A 21,554-nucleotide genomic window follows, 5' to 3' on the forward strand; every position below is an offset into this window, starting at 1 on the left:
ATGAGTGCCAGGAAAAATGCACCGCGCTGGATCCGGCAACTCAAAGTGATCGGTCAGTGGCCCGGACAGAGCGCGCCACCGGCTAACGCCTGATACAAGCGCCGAAACGAGGGGTCGGATCCGGCGCTCGCCTCGAACCCATCGCGGGGTGGGCTTGGATGGTGCGTGCTTACGCTAATGGGCTTTCACGGTAACGGTGAAAGCGCCATTTTTTTGGGCGTGGCGGGGCCATTGCTTGCCAATAAATTAAGCAATCGCAATCTTTAATTGTCAAGATGGCAGCGTCGCCCCTGCCGCGTCAACTTGTCCACTTGCCAAGTCGGGATCATGAAAATTCGATCCCCTCCCACGCGAGCCAGGCATGCGCCCCGTTTCTTTTCTCGTGCTGTTGCTGGCCGCGGCCACCAGCGCCGCCGCCGACCATGATGAACTCGACGCCACCCTGCGGGCGCCCTACCGGGGCGTGCCCGGCAGCGACGCGCGCACGTTCACCATCGTCCTCGAGCATCCGTTCACGCAGCCGCTGATGCAGCCATTGACGGTCGACTGGCGTTTCGAGCTGGCCGCCGCAGACGGGCGCGTCGTCAAGACCTGGCGCGGCGCGCAGTTGCTGTCCGGTCCCCCGGTGACGATCGAGGTGGCCTGGGATGGCCGGCTCGCCGACCCCCGCGCCGCCGCTCCCGCCGGCCACTACCGCGCCACCCTGGTCGCCGACACCGTCGTGCAAAGCTGGCAGATCGCCGTGGGCGCCGTCGCCGCGCCGGCCATGCCGCCGCCGCTGGGCATGGCGCCGTCGCCCTGGCAGATCGTGCTGGGCAACCTGCACAGCCAGACCGGCCACAGCGACGGTGGCGGGCCTTTGACCAGCTGCCAGGGCGCGCAGGCGCCGCAAAGTTCGCCCCTCGGTCCCGCCCAGGCGTTCGCCTACGCCGACCGTCACGGCCTCGACGTCCTCGTCGCCTCCGAGCACAATCACCTGTACGACGGTGGCACCGGCACCAATGCCGGTGCCACGCCGGCCAGCGTGCGCGATCTGTACCAGGCCGGCCTGGCCGCCGCCGCCGACTACAACCGCGCCCACCCCGGCTTTCTCGGCATCTACGCCACCGAGTGGGGGGTGATCGACAAGGGCGGCCACCTGAACATTTTCAATGCCGACGGCTTGCCCGGCTGGGAGCGCAACGGCGCCGGCGAACTGCTGGCCGATGTCGCCACCCCGAAAGGCGATTACGGCGCCCTGTACGCCACCATGCGCCAACGGGGCTGGATCGGCCAGTTCAATCACCCCGCCAGCAGCGGCCAGTTCGTCATCGACGGCAAGCCGCTCGCCTACACCGAGGATGGCGACGCCGTCATGGTGCTGTGCGAAGTGGTCAACACGCACGCCTTTTCCGTCAGCGAGGACGAGACTGAAAGCCGCCGCAGCAATTATGAAAATGCCTGCAACGGTCTGCTCGAGGCGGGCTATCACGTGGCCTTGAGCAGCAACCAGGACAACCATTGCGCCAACTGGGGCATGTCCTACACCAACCGCACCGGCGTGCTGCTGCGCGTCGGCGACACCCTCACGCAGGCCACCTTCCTCGACGCCCTGCGCGCGCGCCGGGTATTTGCCACCATGGACAAGGGGGCCGCCCTGCTGTTCACCGCCAATGGTCACATCATGGGCGAACGCATCACCAACAGCGGCCCCTTGCAGCTGCTGGCCAGCTACACCAGCAGCGCCGGCCAGCGCCCGGCGTCCGTGGCGATCATCGAGGGCGTGCCGGGCCGCAACGGCAGCGTCACCACGCTGGCGACGCAGGCCGGGCTGACCATCGTGCCATCGATCGGCGCGCATTTTTATTATGCCCGGGTGACCCAGGCGGACGGCAATCTGCTGTGGTCGGCGCCGATCTGGGTGCAGCAGACGGCACTTGCCGCTGACTAATGGCAGGCCCCGTTTAGATACTGAACAGCATCTCGTCTGGGCGTGATCAAACCCACGCCCGGTTCGCCTTGCGCATGCACCGCCGGATTCCGTACGCTCGTTGACAAGGTGTTAGCTGCCGCACTTGTCGGCTACGCCGCCACGCCATCGACTTTCGACTTTCGACAGGAGCGTCACCATGAAGGCCACTGCCAGCACCGTGTTTCGCGCTGTACTGTTTTGCATCTTGCTGCCATCCGTCACCAGCGCCACGGCCGGCAAGCACCGTCCGCCCGGGCCGCGCGACGTCGATCCCCAGTACCTCACCCAGCCGGGTACGGCCGAACTGCCGCTGCGCTACCAGGCGCCGCCCGGGGCCGCCGCCGCCGCACGCTTTGCCTACTGGACCAACCTGGCCTGGCAGGTGGTGGCCTACGATCACACGGCGCCCGCGCAGGCCGGCCTCGAGCGCGACGCCGAGCAGCTGGGGCCCACCCGTTCCAGCCGCGCGCTGGCCATCGTCCACCTCGCCATCTACGATGCCGTCAACGCCATCTGCCGTCGCTACCCCGGCTACAGCGGCGCGTTGCCCGCCTTCGCCGACAGTTCGAAAGACGCCGCCATCGCCAGCGCCGCGCACGACGCCCTGGTCGGCCTGTACCCGCGCCAGGCGGCGCGCATCGATGCCTGGCTGAGCGCCGACCTGGCGCGCCTGCCGGCCGGGCGCGCCACCCTCAATGGCATCGATGTGGGGCGCCGCGCCGCCGCCGCCATCCTCGCCCTGCGCGCCAACGACGGCGCCTACGACGACGATCCGGTGGTCGGCCAGGGCTATTTCCCCGGCACCGCGCCCGGCCAGTGGCGGCCCGACCCGGTCAGCCGCATCGGCATCGCACTGGGCGCCTACTGGGGTCGGGTGCGCCCGTTCGTGCTGGCCTCGGTGGCGCCGCTGCGCGCGCCGCCGCCGCCGCCGCTGACCAGCGAGGCCTACACGCGCGCCTTCAACGAAGTGCGGCAACTGGGCGGCGACGGCATCCATACGCCCACCGTGCGCACCGCCGAACAAACCCGCATCGGCATCTACTGGGCCTATGACGGCACTGCCTGGATCGGCACGCCGCCCCGCCTGTACAGCCAGATTGCCCTGCAACTGGCCTTGCGGCGCACGGGCGATCCGCTCGAACTGGCGCGCGCGCTGGCGCTGGTGAACGTGGCCATCGCCGACGCCACCATCGCCGTCTGGGACACCAAGTACGCCGCCGATTTTTGGCGCCCCGTCACCGCCGTGCGCGAGGCCGGTCCCGGCAGCGGCCCCAGCGGCCTGGGCGACGGCAACCCGGCCACCGTGGGCGACCCCGGCTGGACCCCGCTGGGCGCGCCCGCCAGCAATTTGATGGGGCCAAATTTTACGCCGCCGTTCCCCGCCTACACCTCCGGCCACGCGGGACTGGGCAGCGCCACCTTCCAGGTGCTGCGCCGCCTGTATGGCGAGAACACCGCGTTCACGTTCGTCTCCGACGAGTTCAACGGCATCACCCGCGACAACCGTGGGCACGTGCGCCCGCTGCTGCCGCGCAGTTTCAGTTCGCTGTCGCAGGCGGAAGAAGAAAACGGCCAGAGCCGCATTTACCTGGGCGTGCACTGGGCCTTTGACAAAACCGAGGGCAGCGCCACCGGCAGGCGGGTGGCCGATTACGTCGTCAACCACGGGCTGGTGCGGCCGTCAAATTAAGCGCGGGCAGGGCGAGGCGGCCAGCATGACCGACTGCGGCAGCGTCTTTCGCGGCGCTGCCGAAAATGCTATTCTGCTCGCGCCCGCTGGGCCGCCGCATGTGTGCCAGCGGCGCAGCGCCACCGACCCGAATCGAGGAACCCGCCCGTGCCATCCATGAACCGTCTCGCCGCAGCGCTGCTGCTGGCCTTTACCGCCACCGGCGTGCTCGCCCAGGGCGTGCCTGCCGCGCCGGCCGCCGCCACCGCCGAAGCGCCCGCCTTCAACCTCGAGGCGGACGTGCTGCGCTCGATGAAAACTTTCGACGTGCCCGGCATGGCAATCGCCATCGTCAAGGACGGCAAGGTCGTCGCCGCGCGCGGCTTCGGCGTGCGCAAGCTGGGCCAGCCGGCGCCGGTGGACGGCCAGACCCTGTTCGAGGTGGCGTCGAACTCGAAGGCCTTCACGGCGGTGGCGCTGGCCATGCTGGTCGACGAGGGCAAGCTGGCGTGGGACGACCCGGTCACCCGCCACCTGCCCGATTTCCAGATGTTCGACGCCTACGTCACCCACGCAATGACGGTGCGCGACCTGCTGACCCACCGCAGCGGCCTGGGCCTGGGCGCCGGTGACTTGCTGTGGTGGCCCACCACCACGTTCACCGCCGACGAGATCATCGAAAAGCTGCGCTACATCCGCCCGGCCACCAGCTTTCGCAACAGCTACGCCTACGACAACCTGCTGTATATCGCCGCCGGCAAGATCATCGCCAGCAAGTCCGGCAAGAGCTGGGGCGAGACGGTGCGCGAGCGCATCCTGACCCCGGTCGGCATGCGCACGACGACGACCAGCCTGGCCGAAAGCGCCGGCGTGCTGAACCAGTCGAATGCCCACGCCAGGATCGACGACCGCATCGCCGCCGTCAAGTCGATGCCGGTGCCGAACGGCGCCGGCGCGGTCGGCATCAACACCAACGCCGAGGACATCGCCCGCTGGATGATGGTGCTGCTCGACGCCGGCAAGCTGGCCAACGCCGGCAAGGACGCGCAGGGCAAGGACGTGCGCCTGTTCAGCGAGGCGCGCAGCCGTGAAATGTGGTCCGCGCAAACGCCGATCCGCATCGCCGAACCGAAGCCGGCGCTGGCGGCAACGCGGCCGAACTTTCGCGCCTATGGCCTGGGCTTCGAGCTCAAGGACTACAAGGGCATGAAGCTGGCCACCCACGGCGGCGCGCTGCAGGGATTTTATTCGCAGGTGACGCTGGTGCCGGAGGCGAAGCTGGGCATCGCCATCCTGACCAACGCCGAAAGCGGCCCGGCCATGGCCTCTCTGCAGTACCGCATTCTCGACCAGTTCCTGGCGATCGCCCCGACCGACTGGATCGGCCGCTTCGGCGCCGTCACGCAAGAAGCGCACGACAAGGAACTGGCCAGGATTGCCAAGGAAGCGGGCCGGCGGGTGGGCAAGTCGCAGCCCTCGCTGCCGCTGGCGGCCTACGACGGCGACTACGTGGACGCCTGGTACGGCAAGGTGTCGATCACGCCTGAGGGCGGCAAGCACATGCTGCGCTTTTCGCGCACGCCGGACCTGAGCGGCCCGCTCGAGCACTTCCAGCACGACACCTTCATCGTGCGCTGGAAAGAGCGCAATTTCAACGCCGACGCCTACGTCACATTTGCGCTGAACCCGGACGGCAGCATCGAGCGTATCAAGATGGCGCCGATTTCGACGGAGACCGATTTCAGCTTTGACTTCGCCGACCTGAACCTGGTGCCGGTGAAGGTGAAGAAGGCCGAATGAGGCCAGCGGCGCGATCCGTTTTATGCAGGGCCAATTGCCACGCTATCTTGACTAACATACACTCAGGCTCTGTCACCAATCTGGACGAAGGCGCGCCGATGTCACCCTTGATCGCACCCACCCCCGCCACGCAAGTGATCGGCCTGATCGGCGGCTTGAGCTGGAAAAGCTCGGCGGAGTACTATCGCCTGATCAATGAAGAGGTGGTGCGCCGGCGCGGTGGCATGCACTCGGCGCGCTGCCTGATGTGGTCCTTCGATTTCGCGGACATTGAAGTGCTGCAGCGTACTGACCGCTGGGACGAGGCGGCCCACTTGATGGTCGATGCGGCGCAGCGCTTGCAACGGGGCGGCGCCGACTTCCTCGTCATCGCCACCAACACCATGCACATCACCGCGCCGCACATCGAGGCGGCGGTGGACTTGCCGCTGCTGCACATCGCCGATACGGCCGCCGCGCCCATCAAGGCGGCCGGACTGCGCCGGGTCGGGCTGCTGGGCACCGCCTTCACCATGGAGGGGGATTTTTATACGGGACGGATGGCGCGCCAGCACGGACTCGATGTCATCGTGCCGGCGCCGGCGGACCGGGCGACGGTGCACCGGATTATTTATGACGAATTGGTACAGGGGCGCGTCGTCGACGCCTCGCGCCAGGCGTATCGCCAGGTGATCGAACGCCTGGTCGCGCGCGGCGCCGAGGCGATCCTGCTGGGCTGCACCGAAATCATGCTGCTGGTGGGGCAGCAGGACAGCCCCGTGCCGCTGTACGACACGACGGCGCTGCACGCCAGCGCGGCCGTGCTGCGCGCGCTGTCAGCGGGCGCCTGAGCGGGCCTGCTTACAGCTTCGCCTTGCCCGTCCATACCTCCATCAGGTCGGCCGAGCCTTGCTGGCGAATGCCGTTGTCGGTCAGGATCGCCTCGGTCGCCTCGAGCATCGCCTGGCGCGGCAAGACCATGGTTTCGCCGGATCGCTGGTCGAAGTGGATGACGATCAGTTCGTCCTTCGCGTCGCGCAGCAGGGCCACCAGGTGGCGCAGGCTTTTGACGGGCACCTTGTTGATCGAATAGATGACCGAGCCGAAACGGTTGCTGTAGCCCGTCACCAGTTTGTGGGGGAAGAACGGTGCAGTGACGATCACCAGTTCTTCGCGCAGGGCGTCAGGCTCTTCGCCACGGCGCGTCACCAGCGGGCTGGCGTTGTAGGCCAGCGCCTGCATGACGTTGGCATTGCTGGCGACGCCACCGAGGAACTCGGCCGAGGCGCGCGAAAACACGATGGGGCCATAAATGAAATACGAGGGATAGCCGCCGCCCAGATCGCTGATCAGCAGTTTGCGCGCGCGCCCGACCGGCAACTGCACGGCCACGACCTGGCCGCCGCGCACCACCGTCAGCGCCACCTTGCCATCGCGCGCCAGTTGCTGCACGCGGTATTGAAAGCGCACGCGCAGGCTGGGACCCAGCTTGACCATGCCCTGATTGTCGATGGCGTCGTTGCCGATCCTGGTGATGACGTCCCATTCCTTGAGCGGATACGCCGGATCGCTCGAATAAGGCCGGTGCACCACCACCCCCTCGACCGTGCGGTCAAGTTTCAGAAAGGCGCGCAGGGCCGGGTTTTCCAGCGTCTGGATGTCGTCGAACATGCCCACCTTGCCGTCGTACTTGCCGTCCTTCGCGTCGCGCAGGAACAGTTCGACTTCTTCGTTGGGGATGATGTAGCCGATGTTCTGCGCGCCGTTGGCGCCGGCGAAGGCCAGCCCCACCATCTGGTCGCCGGCGATCACGGGGCCGCCGCTGTTGCCGGGATTGATGGCCGCGTCGATCTGGATGCGCAGGCCCGAATTGCCGAAGTTGTAGGGCACGAATTCGATGCGCGAGACGATGCCCTTGGTGATCGACAGCGAGCTGCCGCCGGTCGGGTAACCGTAGGCGAACACCGCTTCGCGCACGTCCGGCAGCAGGCTGGCGCGCTTGACGGGCGGGTGGGTGTCGAAGAACGATTCATCGTCCAGCTTCAAGATCGCCAGGTCGATGCCGCGGCCGATCGCCACCACCGTCGCCGGGATCTTGTCGCCCGACTGGCTGGCCTGGATCTGCACCTGGCTGGCGTAGCCGACCACGTGGGCGTTGGTGAGGATGCGCTTGCCCTCGATGACCACGCCCGACCCCGTCACATCCTGCGGTGCCGCCTTGCTCCACGGTTTGCCAGGATCGGGCGCACGCAGGGTGGAGAACACCTTGACGACGGCGTTTTCGATGTTCGGCGCGATCGGCGCGGCCACTTCGCTGGCGCTGGCGGTGGGCGCCGGCGTGGCCGCTACGGGCAGCGCCGTGGGCGCGGGCAACTGGGCGGCGGCGCCGAAGCTGGCGCCTGCCATGATCAGTACAGCTACAAGTCGAAGCATGGTCGATGTTCTCGTCGGATTAATCAAGCCGCCACATGGCGGCAGCAGCAAATATACACGGACCTGCGCCTGGCAAGAAGGGGCGATGGCATCGACCGGTACGCCATTCATGGACGCAGCCGCGTCGTCGACAGCACCGCCTGGTTGCGGCCCTGTTCCTTGGCGCGGTACATGGCCTGATCGGCCAGGCTGAGCAACTGCGCCGCACTGGTGGCAGCCGTCGGCAGCAGCGATACGGCGCCGATGCTGACCGTCAGCACGCCCGTGGGCGAGCCCTGGTGCGGCATCTGCAAGGCCGCGATGGCGGCGCGGATGGCCTCGGCCAGGGCGAAGGCGGTGGCGCCGTCGGTGGCGGCGGCGATCAGGGTAAATTCTTCGCCGCCGTAGCGCGCCGCCAGGTCGCTGGCGCGGCGCGCATGCGCGTGCAGCAGCGCCGCCACCTGGCACAGGCAGTCGTCGCCCTGCTGGTGGCCATAGTGGTCGTTGTAGCTCTTGAAAAAATCGACGTCGATCATCAGCAGCGCCAGCGGCAGCCCGGCGCGGATGGCGCGCTGCAATTCCTGCTCGAGCACGTCGTCGAAATGGCGGCGGTTGGCGATGCTGGTGAGGGCGTCGGTGCGCGACAGCGCTGCGAGCTGCTCGTTGACGGCGGCCAGGTCGCGCGTGCGTTCGGCGACGCGCTGTTCGAGCTGTTCCTGGTGGCGCTGCAGGCTCGTCGCCATGCTGTTGAACTGCTGCGCCAGCACCGTCAGTTCGTCCTTGCCGTCGGCCGCCAGCGGCGCCGCGGCCACGCCGGCGGCGCTGGCGCGCATGCGCTCCATCAGCTCGGCCAGCGGGGTGGCGACGCTGCGCGCCAGCAGCAGCGACAGCGCCAGCGACAAGGCCAGGCCGGCCAGGCCGATGATCACGCCGTTGGCCAGCATGGCGCGCGCTTCGTCGGTGACCCGGCTGCGGGCAATGGTGCCGGTGACGAACCAGTTGGTGTCGGCGATGCGGGCGTAGGCGCTCAGCTGGGCGCCGTGTGCCAGAAAGCCGCTGCGCCGGCCGCTGTCGATGGCGTGGCGCAGCTGCCCGGCGAGCGCCGGTGGGGCTGCCGGCGCGCCACCGCCCGCCAGCACGCGGCCGCTGTCGGCATCGACTACGGCGATATCGCTGCGCCGGCCCAGGTCGACGTCTTCGAAGATGGCGGCGAAGTACGAGGGGCGGATGGCCAGGAACAAGTGGCCCAGCAGGCGGTTGTTCGACGTGCTGTGGATGTCGCGCAGCAGCACCAGTTCGGGCGTGCTGGTGTCGAAGGTCGTCCAGTAAGGCCGGCCGAGCATCCGGGGGGAACGCTCGACCAGTTGCAGCACGCCCCGTCCCAGGCTGGAAAACACCTGGGTGTCGATGATGCGGTTGTCGCGGTCGAGCAGGTATTTCTGGCTGACGAAGCCGGACGAGCCATAGCGCTCGAGCAGGCCGCGCATGAGCACCCGGCGCGCCGTCGTCATCGCCGCCTCGTCGCCGCCGCCGTACTGGCGCAGGCTCTCCTGCACGGGCTCGGACAGCGCCAGCGCCTCGCTGTCCGATTCGATCGTGGCCATGGCGACGCCGATGTTCTTGGCCACCTGCTTGACCACTTCGGTCGACAGCACCCGCGTGCGCTCGGCGATCGCCGCCGTCGAATCGGCATACCAGATGGCGCCCGAAATCAACAGCGGCATCAAGGCCAGCAGCACGAACACCAGCAACAGCCGCCGGCGGATGCCAATCCGGCGCAGCAGATGCAAAGACAGGTAATCGGCGAGGCGTTGGATCACGGCGGTGGTTCGTTTCTGCACTATCGGGCTATCGGGCTTGCCTGGTTATTTGTTGTTGCGGTGCGCTTCGTCACGAATCGACCCTTCGAGCCGGCGCGCCGCCTGCCGCGCCGTCAGCCTGTTCGACAGCACGTCCTGGATCAGCTGGTGCAGCAGGTCGATGGTGTTGGCCGGCAGCATCGAGTAATACGGGCTGCCGGTGACGGGCGCCCGCTCGATCTGCGCCAGGTAGGCGAGGATCTGCGGGTCGCCCTGCTGCTCGCCGGTGGCGGTCGTGAACGGCGTGATGTTCTGGCGCTTTTTCTGCTGGATGGCGAAGCCGGCGCCGCTGATGTATTCGAGAAAGCGCAGCGCTTGCGCCTTGTTGACCGTTTCGCCCACGGCGAAGCCGGTCTCGCTGCCGATCACGGGCACGCTGGCCACCCCGCGCGCGTGCCAGGGCGGCACGAACACGCCCACGTCGAACCCGGCCGGATGGAGCAGGCTGCCGGCCGCCCAGGTGCCCTGGAACGCCATCGCCGTCCTGCCTTCGACGAAGCTGCTGATGCCTTCGGCGTACCCCGAGCGCATCATGTCTGGCTGGGTGTAGCCGCGCTGGGCCAGCGTGTGCAGCTTGGCGAAGATGTCGGCGCCGGCCGGGTTGTCGAGCGCCAGGGTGCCGTCGGCGATGCGCGCCTTCCAGTCCGGCGTGGTGCGCACGATGTTGTTGGCAAAGCCGAAGCTGAAGGCGCCGTTGGCGATCAGATTGGGAAAGCCGCCGCTCCAGTACAGGGGCGTGAAGCCGGCGCGCTTGAGGCGCTCGCAGACGTCGAGGAACTGCGCGAAATCGGTCGGCAGCGTCGCGATGCCGGCCTCGCGGAACATGCGCTTGTTGTAGTAGATGAGGGTGGCGGCGACACCGCCGGCGACGCCGAAGTGCTTACCGTTGGGCGAGATCCAGTCCGCCTTCAGACCGGGGCGCAGGCGCTGCCAGGCGGGCGCATCGCCGACATCGGCCAGCACGCCCTGGTCGGCCAGTTCGGCCGCATACGGATTCGGATTGACCGACATCAGGTCGGGCAGCTTGCGCGAGGCGACCTTCGGCTTGAGGTTCTCTTCGACCGAGTTACCGATCATGAACTGCAGGTCGACCTTGATGTCCGGATTGAGGCGGCTAAATTCGGCGGCGATGCGCTGCATCTCCTGCGGCCAGTCGGGGGCCCAGATCAGCGCCGTGATGGTGACCGGCGCGCTAACGGCGATCGCGCCCGCCTCGGCTTCTCCCGCCGCCTGGGGCGCGGGCTTGCAGGCGGCCAGCAGGCACAGGGCCGCCACCGCAAGCGCGCTTGCTACGCGCCGGACAGGCGCGGAATTGACCACTAAAACGAGCTTCACCACGCAGATCCTCAATACTGTTCCTTCTCAGAATAGCACCAATGGCTGCAGGAATTGCCTTTACACAAGTGATTATTGGAAACGGGCGTCCACCGTTGCGTGGACGCCCGTTTTGGCGGCGGGCAGGGCGCCTGTAACGCCGCCGTAACGACTTATTGCTTGACGAATTTGAGCGTCATGCGGTCGCTTTCGCCGATGGCGAGGTAGTCGCTGCGCTTGTCATCCTTGTTGGCCAGTACGGGCGGCAGCGCCCATACGCCTTTCGGATGGTCGGCCGTGTCTTTCGGGTTGGCGTTGATTTCCGCGCTGGCGGCCAGTTTGAAGCCGGCCGCCTGTACCGTCTTGATGACCCAGGCCTGGTGCAGGTAGCCGGTCGACGCGGTCGCGTCCTGCGTCATCGACGCCGGCAGGCGGTGATCGACGATGCCGAACACGCCGCCCGGCTTGAGCACGGTGTGCACGTTCTTGAGCAGTTCGGCCAGCTTGTCGGGACCGAGTTCGATCCAGTTGTGCAGGTTACGGAAGGTCAGCACCATGTCGACGCTGTTGGCCGGAGCGATCGCATATTTGGCAGGGGGCTCGAACACCGCCAGCCGCACCTTGCTGTAGATGGGGTTGGAGTTGACCTTGGCGCGGAACTGGGTGCCGGCGCGCTTGCCTTCGACGACTTCCTCGCTGGCGCCGATCAGCACACCGTTTTCGCGCAGGTAGGGCGCCAGGATCTCGGTGTACCAGCCGCCCGACGGCGACAGTTCGACCACCGTCATGGTGGGCTTGATGCCGAAAAAGGCCAGCGTTTCGTAAGGATGACGGGCGCCGTCGCGGGCCACGTTGGCTGGTGTGCGGGTGGGCGCGGCAACGGCGGCCTTGAGGGCGACGTCGTCGGCGGCGTGGGCGCCGCCGCACAGTCCGACGGCCAGCATGGCGGCCAGGATCAGTTGTTTCATGGTGTCTCCGGTGAGGGGTGAGGGGAGGGCATGCGCCCCCCAGCGGACGATCATCGGTCAAGCGCGCGACCAGGTCAAGCGAAGCGTGCGCGCGCCGCCCCGCCGCTCCCCTACAAGGTCACATCGAGCTTGAGGTACACCGATCGGCCATTCAGGCCGATCGGGCAGGTCTCCCAGCAGCGGGTAAAGCCCAGTTGCGGAAACGGCGCCGCGCGCACCTTGTCCCACTCGGTGGGATAGGTGTTGAACAGATTGATGGCGCCCGCGCTGATGCTCACGCGCGGCGAAATGGCGTAGCGCAGGGACGCGTCGACCAGCCACTTGGCGTCCCAGGTCTGGATGAACGGCGCCGTGAAACCCTGGCCCTGGACTTCGCCATAATAATTGGCGCGGGCGTTCAGGTTCCACGGTCCCACGCCGTAGTCGGCGGCCACCACGTGGTGCTTGCGCGGCTGGCCCCGTTCGATCAGGGTGACCTGGGCGTCGTCGAACAACTGCGCGCCCGTCAGCACGGGCGACTGCGAATGGCGGCCCGTCACTTCGGTGCGATTGAAACCCAGCTGGCCGGTCAGCACCAGGCGAGCGCCCTGAACGCGGCTGGTGTGTTCGGCGACCAGGTCGAGCCCCTTGGTGCTGGTGCCGATGGCGTTGGTGAAGAACTGCGCCTGGCCCACTTTCAGGGGCGCCAGGATGGCCTTGATGGGGCAGGCGGCGGCGCTTGCGCACGGCCCCGCTTCGGGCGCGATGCTGCTCGAGAAAACGATGCGGTCGTCGATGTCGGTGCGGTACAGGTCCGCCGTCAGCGACAGGCTGGGCGCGGGCCGCAGCACCAGGCCGACGCTGGCGCTTTTCGAGCGCTCCTCTTTCAGGGGGGCGATGCCGAAGGCGCGGGTGACGGCGCTGCCTTCCCGGGCCGTCAGCGTTTCCGTGAGCACGCCGGCAGCGTTCAGATTGGTCGACACGGAGCTGTAGAATTTCTGCTGCACGCCGGGCGCCCGAAAGCCCGTCGAGGCGCTGGCGCGCAGGCCGATGGCGCTGGTGGGATCGAAGCGCGCGCTCAGTTTGCCCGTGGTGGTGGTGCCGAAGTCCGAGTATTTTTCCGTGCGCAGGGCCGCACCCGCGCTGAAGCGTTCGCTAAAGCGCCGCTCCAGGTCCAGGTACAGGGCCAGGTTGTGGCGCCCTTCATCGACCGCGTTCGAGGGCGTATAGCCGGGAAAGCCCTGCATCCCCGAGGCGGCCGGCTGGCCCGTCTGGTCGAGGATGCGGATGGCCGGATTGTTGGTGCGGCCATACTGGTACGACACCGGCTCGCCCGCCTCGATCTGGTAATTGTCGTGGCGGTATTCGATGCCGGCCGCCGCCTGCCATGGTCCCAGCGGCCCGTGCACGTCGAGGTTGACGGTGGCCTGCGTGAAGCGCAGCGTGCCCGTGTCGGCCTCCAGCGGCGAGGCGGCGTAGATGGTGCAGCCGCAGGTGTTGATGGGCTCATACCAGTAGCTGACATTGATCGAATTGCGTTCATGGAAGGCCAGTTCGCTGCGACCCAGATTGACCGACGTGTCCATCTTCCAGCCCTGTTCCAGGTCGCGCCGGTAGCCCAGCGCCAGCGATGCATCGGTGACGGTGGTGAGGATATTGGGCAGGAAGCCTTCCGGGTAGACCGCCGGCACGGTGCGGCCGTCGCCCTTCGAGCGGAAGAAGCCGGCGGCGTCGCCGGTCCGCCTGGAGATGCCGCCGAACACATACAGTTCGCTGGTGGCGGCGGTGGGCACGGCGGCGTTCCACCACAGGTAGCCATCCTTGGCCAGGCTGTCGCCGATGCGCTGGGTCACGCGCGGCGGATCGACGCGCAGGGTGTCGACCCCGGCGCGGTTGGTTTCGCCGCGCCGGCGCGCCTCCACCGTCAGGTTCAGGTAGCCGCCCCGGTCGCCCAGCGCGAAGCCCTGGTTGACGCTGGCCGAGACCAGGTCGCCGTCGCCCACCTTGGTGGTGCCGACCGTGCCGCTCATCTGGGTCTGGTTCGACTGCTGCTTGAGGACGATGTTGATGACGCCGGCGATGGCGTCGGAGCCGTACTGGGCGCTGGCGCCGTCCCGCAGCACTTCGATGTGGTGGATGGCCGCCAGCGGAATGGCGTTGATGTCGGTGCCGGCCGAGCCGCGCCCGATGGTTTGCTGCACATTGACCAGCGCCTGCTGGTGGCGCCGTTTGCCGTTGATCAGCACCAGCAGCTGGTCCGGGCCCAGGCCGCGCAGGGTGGCGGGGCGGATGATGTCGGTGCCGTCGCTGATGAAGGTGGTGGTGAAGTTGACGGACGGGTCGAGCGTTTGCAGCAGCTTGCCCAGTTCGACGGGGCCCGCCGTTTGCAGCTCGCGGCTGTTGATCAGGCCCACCGGGACGGCGGTGTCGAGGGCGCTCTTGGCGCTGGTGCGCGAGCCCAGCACGACCACCGTGGCCGGCGCTTCCGTGCCGGCCGGCGTGCCCGACTGTGCCGCGGCGGCGCCGCACGCCGCCAAGACGGCCAGCGCCATCAGGGTCGGATAAATGATGGTGCTGGCGGTCCGCTTGCGCATGGCGTTCTCCGATAGGGGGATCGGATCAGGCTACGCGAGCGCCGCGCGCCGTTGCTAGCTGGCAGAACTGCGAGGCGCGCGCGATGCCCGCTTGTGCGTGGGCGGCGGCGGCGTTGGCAATCAGTCGGCCTGGTCGTGCATCCACTCCTTCAAGCCTTCGACCCAGCGCTTGGCGGGCAGGTTCATGCTGCGCTTGATGGCGCCGGCCCGTTCGAACAGCACGCTGAAGTCGATCTGCGGCGCCTTTTTGAACGCCACCACGACGATGTTGGCGTCGCTCACTTCGGGCAGCCACACGACGGCGTCGAACACGTCTTCCATCGCGCGCAGGTTGATGTCGTAGTTGGCGAATTCGCCGAAGACGTTGATGGTCATGACGCCGTCGTCGGTGAGGCAGTCGTGGCAGCCCTGGTAGAACTCGACGGTGTCGAGCACGGGACCGCGCGCGTCTTCGTCGTACAGGTCGACCTGCAGCACGTCGACCTTGCCGTGGTTGGCCCCGTCGAGCACGAAGTCGAGGGCGTCCATTTCGCGCACCGTCAGGCGCGCGTCGTCCGGCGGCAGGGCGAACAGGGCGCGGCAGATGGCGATCACGTTGGGGTTGAGTTCGACGGCGGTCACGCGCGCGCCCGGCAGCCGGTGGTAGCAGAACTTGGTCAGCGCCGCGCTGCCCAGGCCCAGTTGCACCACGTGGCGCGGCGCGTCCGTGAACAGCAGCCACAGCATCATCATCTGGATGTACTCGAGCTCGATGGCGTCCGGCTTGTTCAGGCGCATGGCGCCCTGCACCCACGAGGTGCCCAGGTGCAGAAAGCGCACGCCGCGAAATTCGGTGACGGTGGCGGGCGGATGGCCGGGCTGCTCGAAGCGGCCGTCGGCGAGGTAATCGTTGGAGGACATGACAGGAAGGGGAAGCTGCGCAGGCCTATCTTACCAGAGCGCGCGTGCGCTTATGCAGGCAGGATCAGCGTCACCGTCAGGCCGCCGCCGTCGCGGTTGCCCAGCGTGATGCGCCCGCCATGCGCTTCGGCGATTTCGCGCGCCAGCGCCAGCCCCAGGCCGGTGCCGCTGCGCTTGGTCGAATAAAACGGCAGCAACGCGTGCGTGAGCACCGCTTCGCTCATGCCGGCGCCGCGGTCGCTCACCTCGAGGCGCACCAGGTCCTGCACGCGGCTGATGCGCAGGCCCACCTGGTCGGCGGGCGAGCCCGATTCGTGGGCGTTTTTGAGCAGGTTGAGCAGGGCCTGCTGCAACTGCGCCGCGTCGACGTTGGCCGCCTCGGGCGGCGCCGGCGCGATCAGCGTGAACGGCACCTGCGTGGCCAGGTGGGCGATGAAGGCGGACCAGTCGACCTGGTCCAGGCGCGGCGTGGGCAGCTTGGCAAAGCTGGCGTAACCGAGGATGAAACTCTCGAGGTGGCGGGTGCGTTCCTCGATGGTGGCGAGAATTTGCGGCAAACGCTCGACCTGGCCGCGCCGCACCAGTTCGGCGCCGGAGTGGGCCAGCGAGGCCATCGGCGCCAGCGAATTGTTCAATTCATGGCTGATCACGCGGATGACTTTTTTCCACGTCTGCACTTCCTGCCGGCGCAATTCCACCGTCAGCTGGCGCAGCAGCAGCAGTTCGTGACGCCGCCCGTTGAGCTGAAAATGGCGGCGCGCCAGGTGATACACCTCTTCGAATTCGCCGTCGCCGGTGCTGAACAGGCCGTCGCCGCTGCGCGCCAGCGCTTCGCGCAGGGCCGCGCTGGACTGGGCTAGCAGGGCCTCCATCGACAAGCCTTCGAGCTTGTGGCCGCGGTTGAGCAATTGTCTCGCCGCCAGGTTGGCATACACGATGGCCCGTCGCGCGGGGCCGGCGCCGCCGTCGGCCACCAGCAGCATCGCCACCGGGGTGTTTTGGACCATGGTGTCGAGCAGCAGTTCGCGCTGGGCCAGGTCGAGCCGCTGTTCGCGCAGCACCTGTCCCAGCGCGTTATGGGCCGCCACCAGGTCGGCCAGTTCATCGTTGTGCGGCCAGCGCAGGCTGAAGGAAAAGTCGCCGTCACGGTAGCTGCTGACGGTGCCCTCGAGGGCGCGAAACAGCGACAGCATCGCTTGCAGCTGGGCGCCGATGGTGATGACGGCAAGCGGCACCACGCAGGCCATTGACAGCACCGCCACCAGCACCGGACGACCTGGCAGCAGCTGCGCCAGGCCCAGGGCGATGACGATGCCCAGCGCCGACAGGGTGGCCACCAGCGCCGACCAGCGCGTGATCAGGGACAGGCGCGGCCCCCTGGCGGCGGCTGTTCCGCTCATGCGGGGCGGGCGATGCCGAGGCGCTCCATGCGCCGGTACAGGGCCTGGCGCGACAGCCCCAGTTCGGCCGCCGCCTGGGCGACGACGCCGTTGGCGCGCGCCAGCGCGGCGCTGATCAGGGCGCGGTCCGGCTCGTCGTCGGCCGTGCTGACGCCCGCCGCCGACGGCGCCAGCGGCGGCGCCGGCAGGCCCAGGTCGGCCGCGCCGATGCGTTCTCCCGCGGCCAGCAGGCAGGCGCGGGCGATGACGTTTTTCAGCTCGCGCACATTGCCCGGCCAGCCATGCGCGAGCAGCGCCGCCTCGGCGCCGGGCGTGAGCATTTTGCCGCCACTGAGAAAACTGTGCGCGAGCGGCACGATGTCGTCGCTGCGTTCGCACAGGGGCGGCAGGCGCAGCTCGATCAGGTTGAGACGGTAAAACAGGTCTTCGCGAAAGGTACCGGCGCGGATCATCGCCGCCAGGTCGGCGTTGGTGGCGCTGATCACGCGCACCTTGACCTGGCGCTCGCGGTTCGAGCCGAGGCGTTCGAAGCGGCCCGTCTCGAGCACCCGCAGCAGCTTCATTTGGCCGGCCAGCGGCAGGTTGCCGATTTCATCCAAAAACAGGGTGCCGCCATCGGCCGCCTCGAATTTGCCCTCGCGCGCCCGGGCCGCGCCCGTGTAGGCGCCGGCGTCGGCGCCGAACAGCTCCGCCTCGATCAGTTCGGCCGGCAGGGCGCCGCAATTGAGCACCACGAACGGGCCTTGCGCCACCGGCGAGTTGGCCTGGATGATCTCGGCGATGCGTTCCTTGCCGGTGCCGTTGGCGCCGCTGATCAACACGGGCACGTCGGCGCGCGCCACCTGGCAGGCCAGATTGAGCACGGTTTCCATGGCGGCGTCCCGCCACACCAGGCCGCGCAAATCGAAGCTGCTCTCGAGCTCGCGCTTGTGGCGCCGCTCGCGCTGCACGCGCTCGTGCAGGGCGCGGTTGGCCTGGCCCAGTTCGAGCAGGTTGGTGACGCTGGCGATCAGGCGCGCGTCGACCCACGGCTTGGCCAGGTAGTCGGCGGCGCCGGACTTGACCAGGTCGACGGCGACATCGAGGTGGGTCCAGGCGGTCAGCAGGATGACAGGCAAATCCGGGTGGCGCGCGCGGATCTGGCGGAACAGGGCGATGCCCTCTTCGCCCGAGGTGGTCTCGAGCGAAAAGTTCATGTCCTGGATGACCAGGTCGATGGGGTGGCGCGCCAGCAGCGCCAGGCCCGCCTCGGGCGAGGCGGCGCTGATGGCGCTGATGTCGTGCAGGGACAACAGCACCTCGAGCGCAATGGCGATGGCGGCGTTGTCGTCGATGATCAGGACGGTGGGCATGGGCGCTAGCATAGCATCGGTGGCGTCATTGCCGGGGCCTGGCGGCGGCGCGCCATCAGGTGCTGCGGGTGGCGGTGGCGGGCGAGATGCTGGCGGCGCGCCAGGCCGGCCCGTAGACCGCCAGCGCGCCCAGCAGCCAGAACACGACGGCGCCCGTGAGCAGGTAGTCGAGCGGCAGTTTCGCCATTTCCAGGTTCGACACCAGCAGTTGATTGAGGCCGATCGCCAGCAGCACGCCGCTGGCCACGCCCACGCTGGTGATCATGAAGTTCTCGAGCAAAAAGTAGCGCAGGATGTCGACGCGGCGCGCCCCCAGCGCGCGCCGCACGCCGATCTGCTTGCGGCGCTGGGTCACCCACAGGCTGGAGATGCCGACGATGCCGCTGGCGGTAATGAGCAGCAGCAGGGTGCTCACCGTCACCAGCATCCACGACAGCGCGATGTCGGCGCGGTAGCGGTCCGCGCGGGTGTCGCTCATTTTTTTGACGCGCACGATCATGCGGTCGGTGCTGGTGCGCAGCAGCGCCGCCTCGACCTCCTTCATCAGGCGCTCGACCTGGCCGGCCTCGACCCGGATGGCGTAGATCACGCCACCGGCATTGGTCATCCGCATGGGCATGATGGCGGAAAATTCACCCTCCTCACTTACTTGCGCGCTCTGGCTCTGCAAGGTCTCGACCACGCCCACCACCGGGCCGCCCTGGGCGTCGGCGCCGGTGCCGTAATAGAGCGTCTTGCCCAGGTAGCTGCTCTGGTTCGGCCACACTTTCTGCGCCAGCGCGCGCGAGACGATCAACGCGCGCGGCGACGAGGATGCGTCGTCGTCCTTGTCGCTGTCGACTTCCTTGACCTCGTCGGGGCGGAAGTCGCGCCCTTCGATCAGCTTCAGACCCAGCGTGCGCACCATCGAATCGGGCGTGAAATAGTGCGAGGTCGAGGCGCTGATTTTCTCCTGCCGGGGATCGGCCGCCACCCCCGTGTTGTAGCCGCTTTGCGTGAGCGGCAACTGGTTGACCATGGCCACCGAGGTGACGCCGGCGATCGCCCGCAGCGCGGCCGCTTCTGCTTGTTGCTGGGCCAGTTGGGCGTTGTGGTCGACGTCGCGCAGGTGGCGCAATTCCGTGTAGAGCAGGGTGCTCTCGTCGGCGACGCCGCTCGAACGGGCCGCCACCGCCTGGCGCAGGTTGACGATGTGCAGGGCGTTGGCGAGGATGGCCAGGCTGATCGCCACCTGCAGCGCCACCAGGATGGCGCCGGTTTTACTGCGCAGCAGCGCCGAGAGGATGGGTCGGATTTCCATGATGAGGTCCTGGGCTTTATTGCGATTTAAGTTGGATGGCCGGCGTGATGGTGCAGGCGCGCCAGGTGGGAATCAGGCCGGCCAGCAGCGCCGACAGCAGCGCCAGCACGAACGTCAGCGCCAGCATCGGCAGATCGAGCTGGGCGATCACCTGCATCTGCCTGGACTGCATGGCGATGATGGCCAGTGCGCCGAAGGCCAGCAGCAGGCCGAGCAGGCCGCCGGCCAGCCCCACCACCGCCGTCTCGGTGAGGAACTGCTGGAAGATGGCGCGGCGCGAGGCGCCCAGCGCGCGCCGGATGCCCACTTCGGCGGCGCGCACGGAGAACTTCGCCAGCAGCAGGCCCACCGTGTTGACCAGGCACAGGGCCAGGAAACCGAAGGCCAGCCAGGCCGACAGCTTGCTGTCGTTGTCGACCACCTTGCGGTAGGCCAGCCACTCCATGACGTCGAACAGGCGGTTGGGCGCGTGGCGCATCAGGCGGCCCAGCTTGCGCTGCTCGTCGGTGTAGCCATCGAGCCAGCTTTGCAGTTCGCCCCGCTGGGCGCCCGTGCTGGTCTCGAAGAAGAACTGGATCCACGTGCATTCGGAGTTCAGCAGCCCCTGCCAGCCGGCGTCGCGCTTGCCGCGGCAGGCCATGCTGCCGTTGACGCCGAACTCGTGGCGCACGGCGCTGGCAAACGGCATCAGCACATCTTCTTCCTTGGCGAAGGCGCCGGGGCCGCCCACCAGGCGGAAAAACTTCGGCCGCGGCTGGAACTGGTTCAATACGCCGACGATCTGGAAGTCCTGGCCGCGCATGCGGATGCGCTGGCCCACCGGATTGACCTGGCCGAACAGTTTTTCGGCCAGATCGCGGCTGAGCACGACGACGTCGGCGCCGGCCTTGTCATCGCGCTCGCTCCACGGCTGGCCGTACAGGAAGGGCGCGTCGAACATGGCGAAGAAGTCGCGCGTGGCCGCCATGCCCTGGGTGGTGATGACGGCCAGGTCCTTGCGCGCCGGTTCGATGGCCACGCCGATGCCGTACATGGCCGCGCGCCGTTCGCCGTAGCCGCTCTTGAGCATATTGATGGTGTCGATATAGGTCGATTGCGCGTTGCCCTCGTCGCTGGTGAGCGGGTCGGCCCGGTTGTAGCCCTGCAGGGGGCCATTGTCGATCAGGGGCACGAACAGGCGCGCGCTTTTTTGCGGGATCGGGTTACTCGACATGACGTGCAGAATCGTCACCGTCGATACGCTGGCGGCGACGCCGATCGCCAGCGTCAGCACCATCAGGGCGGTGAGGGCGGGGTTGCGGCGCAGGCTGCGCAGGCCCAGTGTGAAGTAGTAGGAGAACATGGTCTTCCTCAGGCGCCGTGAACGGCTTCGGTGGCCACCAGCGACGGCCCCTTGCGCACCAGGTCCGAGACCTGGCCGTCGATGATGTGGACGTTCCTTTGCGAGCGCACCGCCAGCTCGGGATCGTGGGTGACCATCAGGATGGTGGTGCCCTGGGCGTTGATGTCCTCTAACAGTTCCATCACCCCGCGCGCCATCTGCGTGTCGAGATTGCCGGTCGGTTCATCGGCCAGCAGCAGCTTGGGCGAACCGGCCAGCGCGCGCGCGATCGCCACCCGCTGCTGCTGGCCGCCCGACAGCTCGGCCGGGTAGTGCTTCATGCGCGAGGCCAGGCCGACCTTGGCCAGCGCGTCCTCGATGCGCTCCTTGCGCTCTTTCGCATTGAAGCCCCGGTAGCGCAGCGGCACGTCGACGTTGTCGAACAGGGACAGGTCCGGGATCAAATTGAAACCCTGGAAAATGAAGCCCAGTTTTTCGTTGCGCAGGCGCGAGCGGGCGTTGTCGTCCATGCCCTTGACGTTGACGCCATCCAGAATGTAATCGCCGTCGGTGAATTCCTCGAGCAGGCCGGCGATGTTGAGAAAGCTGGTCTTGCCGGAGCCGGACGGGCCCGTGACGGTGACGAATTCACCCTGCTTGACCTGGATTTCAAAGCCGCGCAGGGCGTGCGTTTCGATCATGTGGGTGCGGTACACCTTCGAGAGATTGGTCATGCGCAGCATGGGATATCCTTGT

The 21,554-nt window shown here is 67.7% G+C and carries 15 protein-coding genes; 4 read left to right on the forward strand and 11 right to left on the reverse strand.

The window, feature by feature from the left end:
• Positions 1-361: 361 nt before the first annotated feature.
• The 4 genes from ACP7EY_RS06520 to ACP7EY_RS06535 all read left to right on the forward strand — a co-directional run bounded on the left by ACP7EY_RS06520 (position 362) and on the right by ACP7EY_RS06535 (position 6,250).
• Complete coding sequence (locus ACP7EY_RS06520) at positions 362-1,930, forward strand: CehA/McbA family metallohydrolase (RefSeq protein ID WP_426191690.1); 1,569 nt, start codon at positions 362-364, stop codon at positions 1,928-1,930.
• Positions 1,931-2,108: 178 nt separating this feature from the next.
• Complete coding sequence (locus tag ACP7EY_RS06525; protein WP_426191692.1) at positions 2,109-3,641, forward strand: vanadium-dependent haloperoxidase; 1,533 nt, start codon at positions 2,109-2,111, stop codon at positions 3,639-3,641.
• A gap of 156 nt (positions 3,642-3,797) precedes the next feature.
• Complete coding sequence (locus tag ACP7EY_RS06530; protein ID WP_426191694.1) at positions 3,798-5,420, forward strand: serine hydrolase; 1,623 nt, start codon at positions 3,798-3,800, stop codon at positions 5,418-5,420.
• A 98-nt stretch (positions 5,421-5,518) separates the two neighbouring features.
• A complete protein-coding gene (locus ACP7EY_RS06535) occupies positions 5,519-6,250 on the forward strand; it encodes an aspartate/glutamate racemase family protein (RefSeq protein ID WP_426191696.1) in 732 nt (243 codons plus the stop codon).
• Positions 6,251-6,260: 10 nt separating this feature from the next.
• On the opposite strand, the gene ACP7EY_RS06540 is transcribed toward ACP7EY_RS06535, so the two are convergent.
• The 11 genes from ACP7EY_RS06540 to ACP7EY_RS06590 form a co-directional block, all read right to left on the reverse strand.
• Positions 6,261-7,832 (reverse strand): trypsin-like peptidase domain-containing protein, encoded by a 1,572-nt coding sequence (locus tag ACP7EY_RS06540; protein ID WP_426191698.1) that lies wholly within the window; start codon positions 7,830-7,832, stop codon positions 6,261-6,263.
• A 107-nt stretch (positions 7,833-7,939) separates the two neighbouring features.
• The gene (locus tag ACP7EY_RS06545) at positions 7,940-9,631 is read right to left on the reverse strand and encodes a diguanylate cyclase (RefSeq protein WP_426191700.1); all 1,692 of its coding nucleotides are present in this window, start codon (positions 9,629-9,631) and stop codon (positions 7,940-7,942) included.
• A gap of 45 nt (positions 9,632-9,676) precedes the next feature.
• Positions 9,677-11,005 carry an ABC transporter substrate-binding protein gene (locus ACP7EY_RS06550; RefSeq protein ID WP_426191702.1) on the reverse strand — a complete coding sequence of 443 codons (1,329 nt, stop codon included), beginning with the start codon at positions 11,003-11,005 and terminating at the stop codon, positions 9,677-9,679.
• A gap of 152 nt (positions 11,006-11,157) precedes the next feature.
• Entirely contained in the window at positions 11,158-11,952 is a 795-nt protein-coding gene (locus tag ACP7EY_RS06555) for a class I SAM-dependent methyltransferase (protein WP_426191704.1), read from the reverse strand.
• Between the two features lie 110 nt (positions 11,953-12,062).
• Complete coding sequence (locus ACP7EY_RS06560) at positions 12,063-14,525, reverse strand: TonB-dependent receptor plug domain-containing protein (protein ID WP_426191706.1); 2,463 nt, start codon at positions 14,523-14,525, stop codon at positions 12,063-12,065.
• Between the two features lie 120 nt (positions 14,526-14,645).
• Positions 14,646-15,425: a spermidine synthase gene (locus tag ACP7EY_RS06565; RefSeq protein WP_426191708.1), complete on the reverse strand. Its 780-nt coding sequence runs from the start codon at positions 15,423-15,425 to the stop codon at positions 14,646-14,648.
• A 50-nt stretch (positions 15,426-15,475) separates the two neighbouring features.
• Positions 15,476-16,825: a sensor histidine kinase gene (locus ACP7EY_RS06570; protein ID WP_426191710.1), complete on the reverse strand. Its 1,350-nt coding sequence runs from the start codon at positions 16,823-16,825 to the stop codon at positions 15,476-15,478.
• A complete protein-coding gene (locus ACP7EY_RS06575; protein WP_426191712.1) occupies positions 16,822-18,177 on the reverse strand; it encodes a sigma-54-dependent transcriptional regulator in 1,356 nt (451 codons plus the stop codon). Before ACP7EY_RS06575 ends, ACP7EY_RS06570 begins: the two co-directional genes overlap by 4 nt.
• 55 nt (positions 18,178-18,232) lie before the next feature.
• Complete coding sequence (locus tag ACP7EY_RS06580; RefSeq protein WP_426191714.1) at positions 18,233-19,477, reverse strand: ABC transporter permease; 1,245 nt, start codon at positions 19,475-19,477, stop codon at positions 18,233-18,235.
• Positions 19,478-19,493: 16 nt separating this feature from the next.
• Positions 19,494-20,819: an ABC transporter permease gene (locus tag ACP7EY_RS06585; protein WP_426191716.1), complete on the reverse strand. Its 1,326-nt coding sequence runs from the start codon at positions 20,817-20,819 to the stop codon at positions 19,494-19,496.
• Between the two features lie 8 nt (positions 20,820-20,827).
• Positions 20,828-21,541, reverse strand: a complete 714-nt coding sequence (locus ACP7EY_RS06590) for an ABC transporter ATP-binding protein (RefSeq protein WP_426191718.1) — start codon at positions 21,539-21,541, stop codon at positions 20,828-20,830.
• Between the last annotated feature and the right edge of the window lie 13 nt (positions 21,542-21,554).

Origin of the sequence: Massilia sp. DWR3-1-1 (assembly GCF_049898325.1) — a bacterium.
In the GTDB taxonomy this organism is placed as follows: Bacteria; Pseudomonadota; Gammaproteobacteria; order Burkholderiales; family Burkholderiaceae_D; genus JAFCUW01.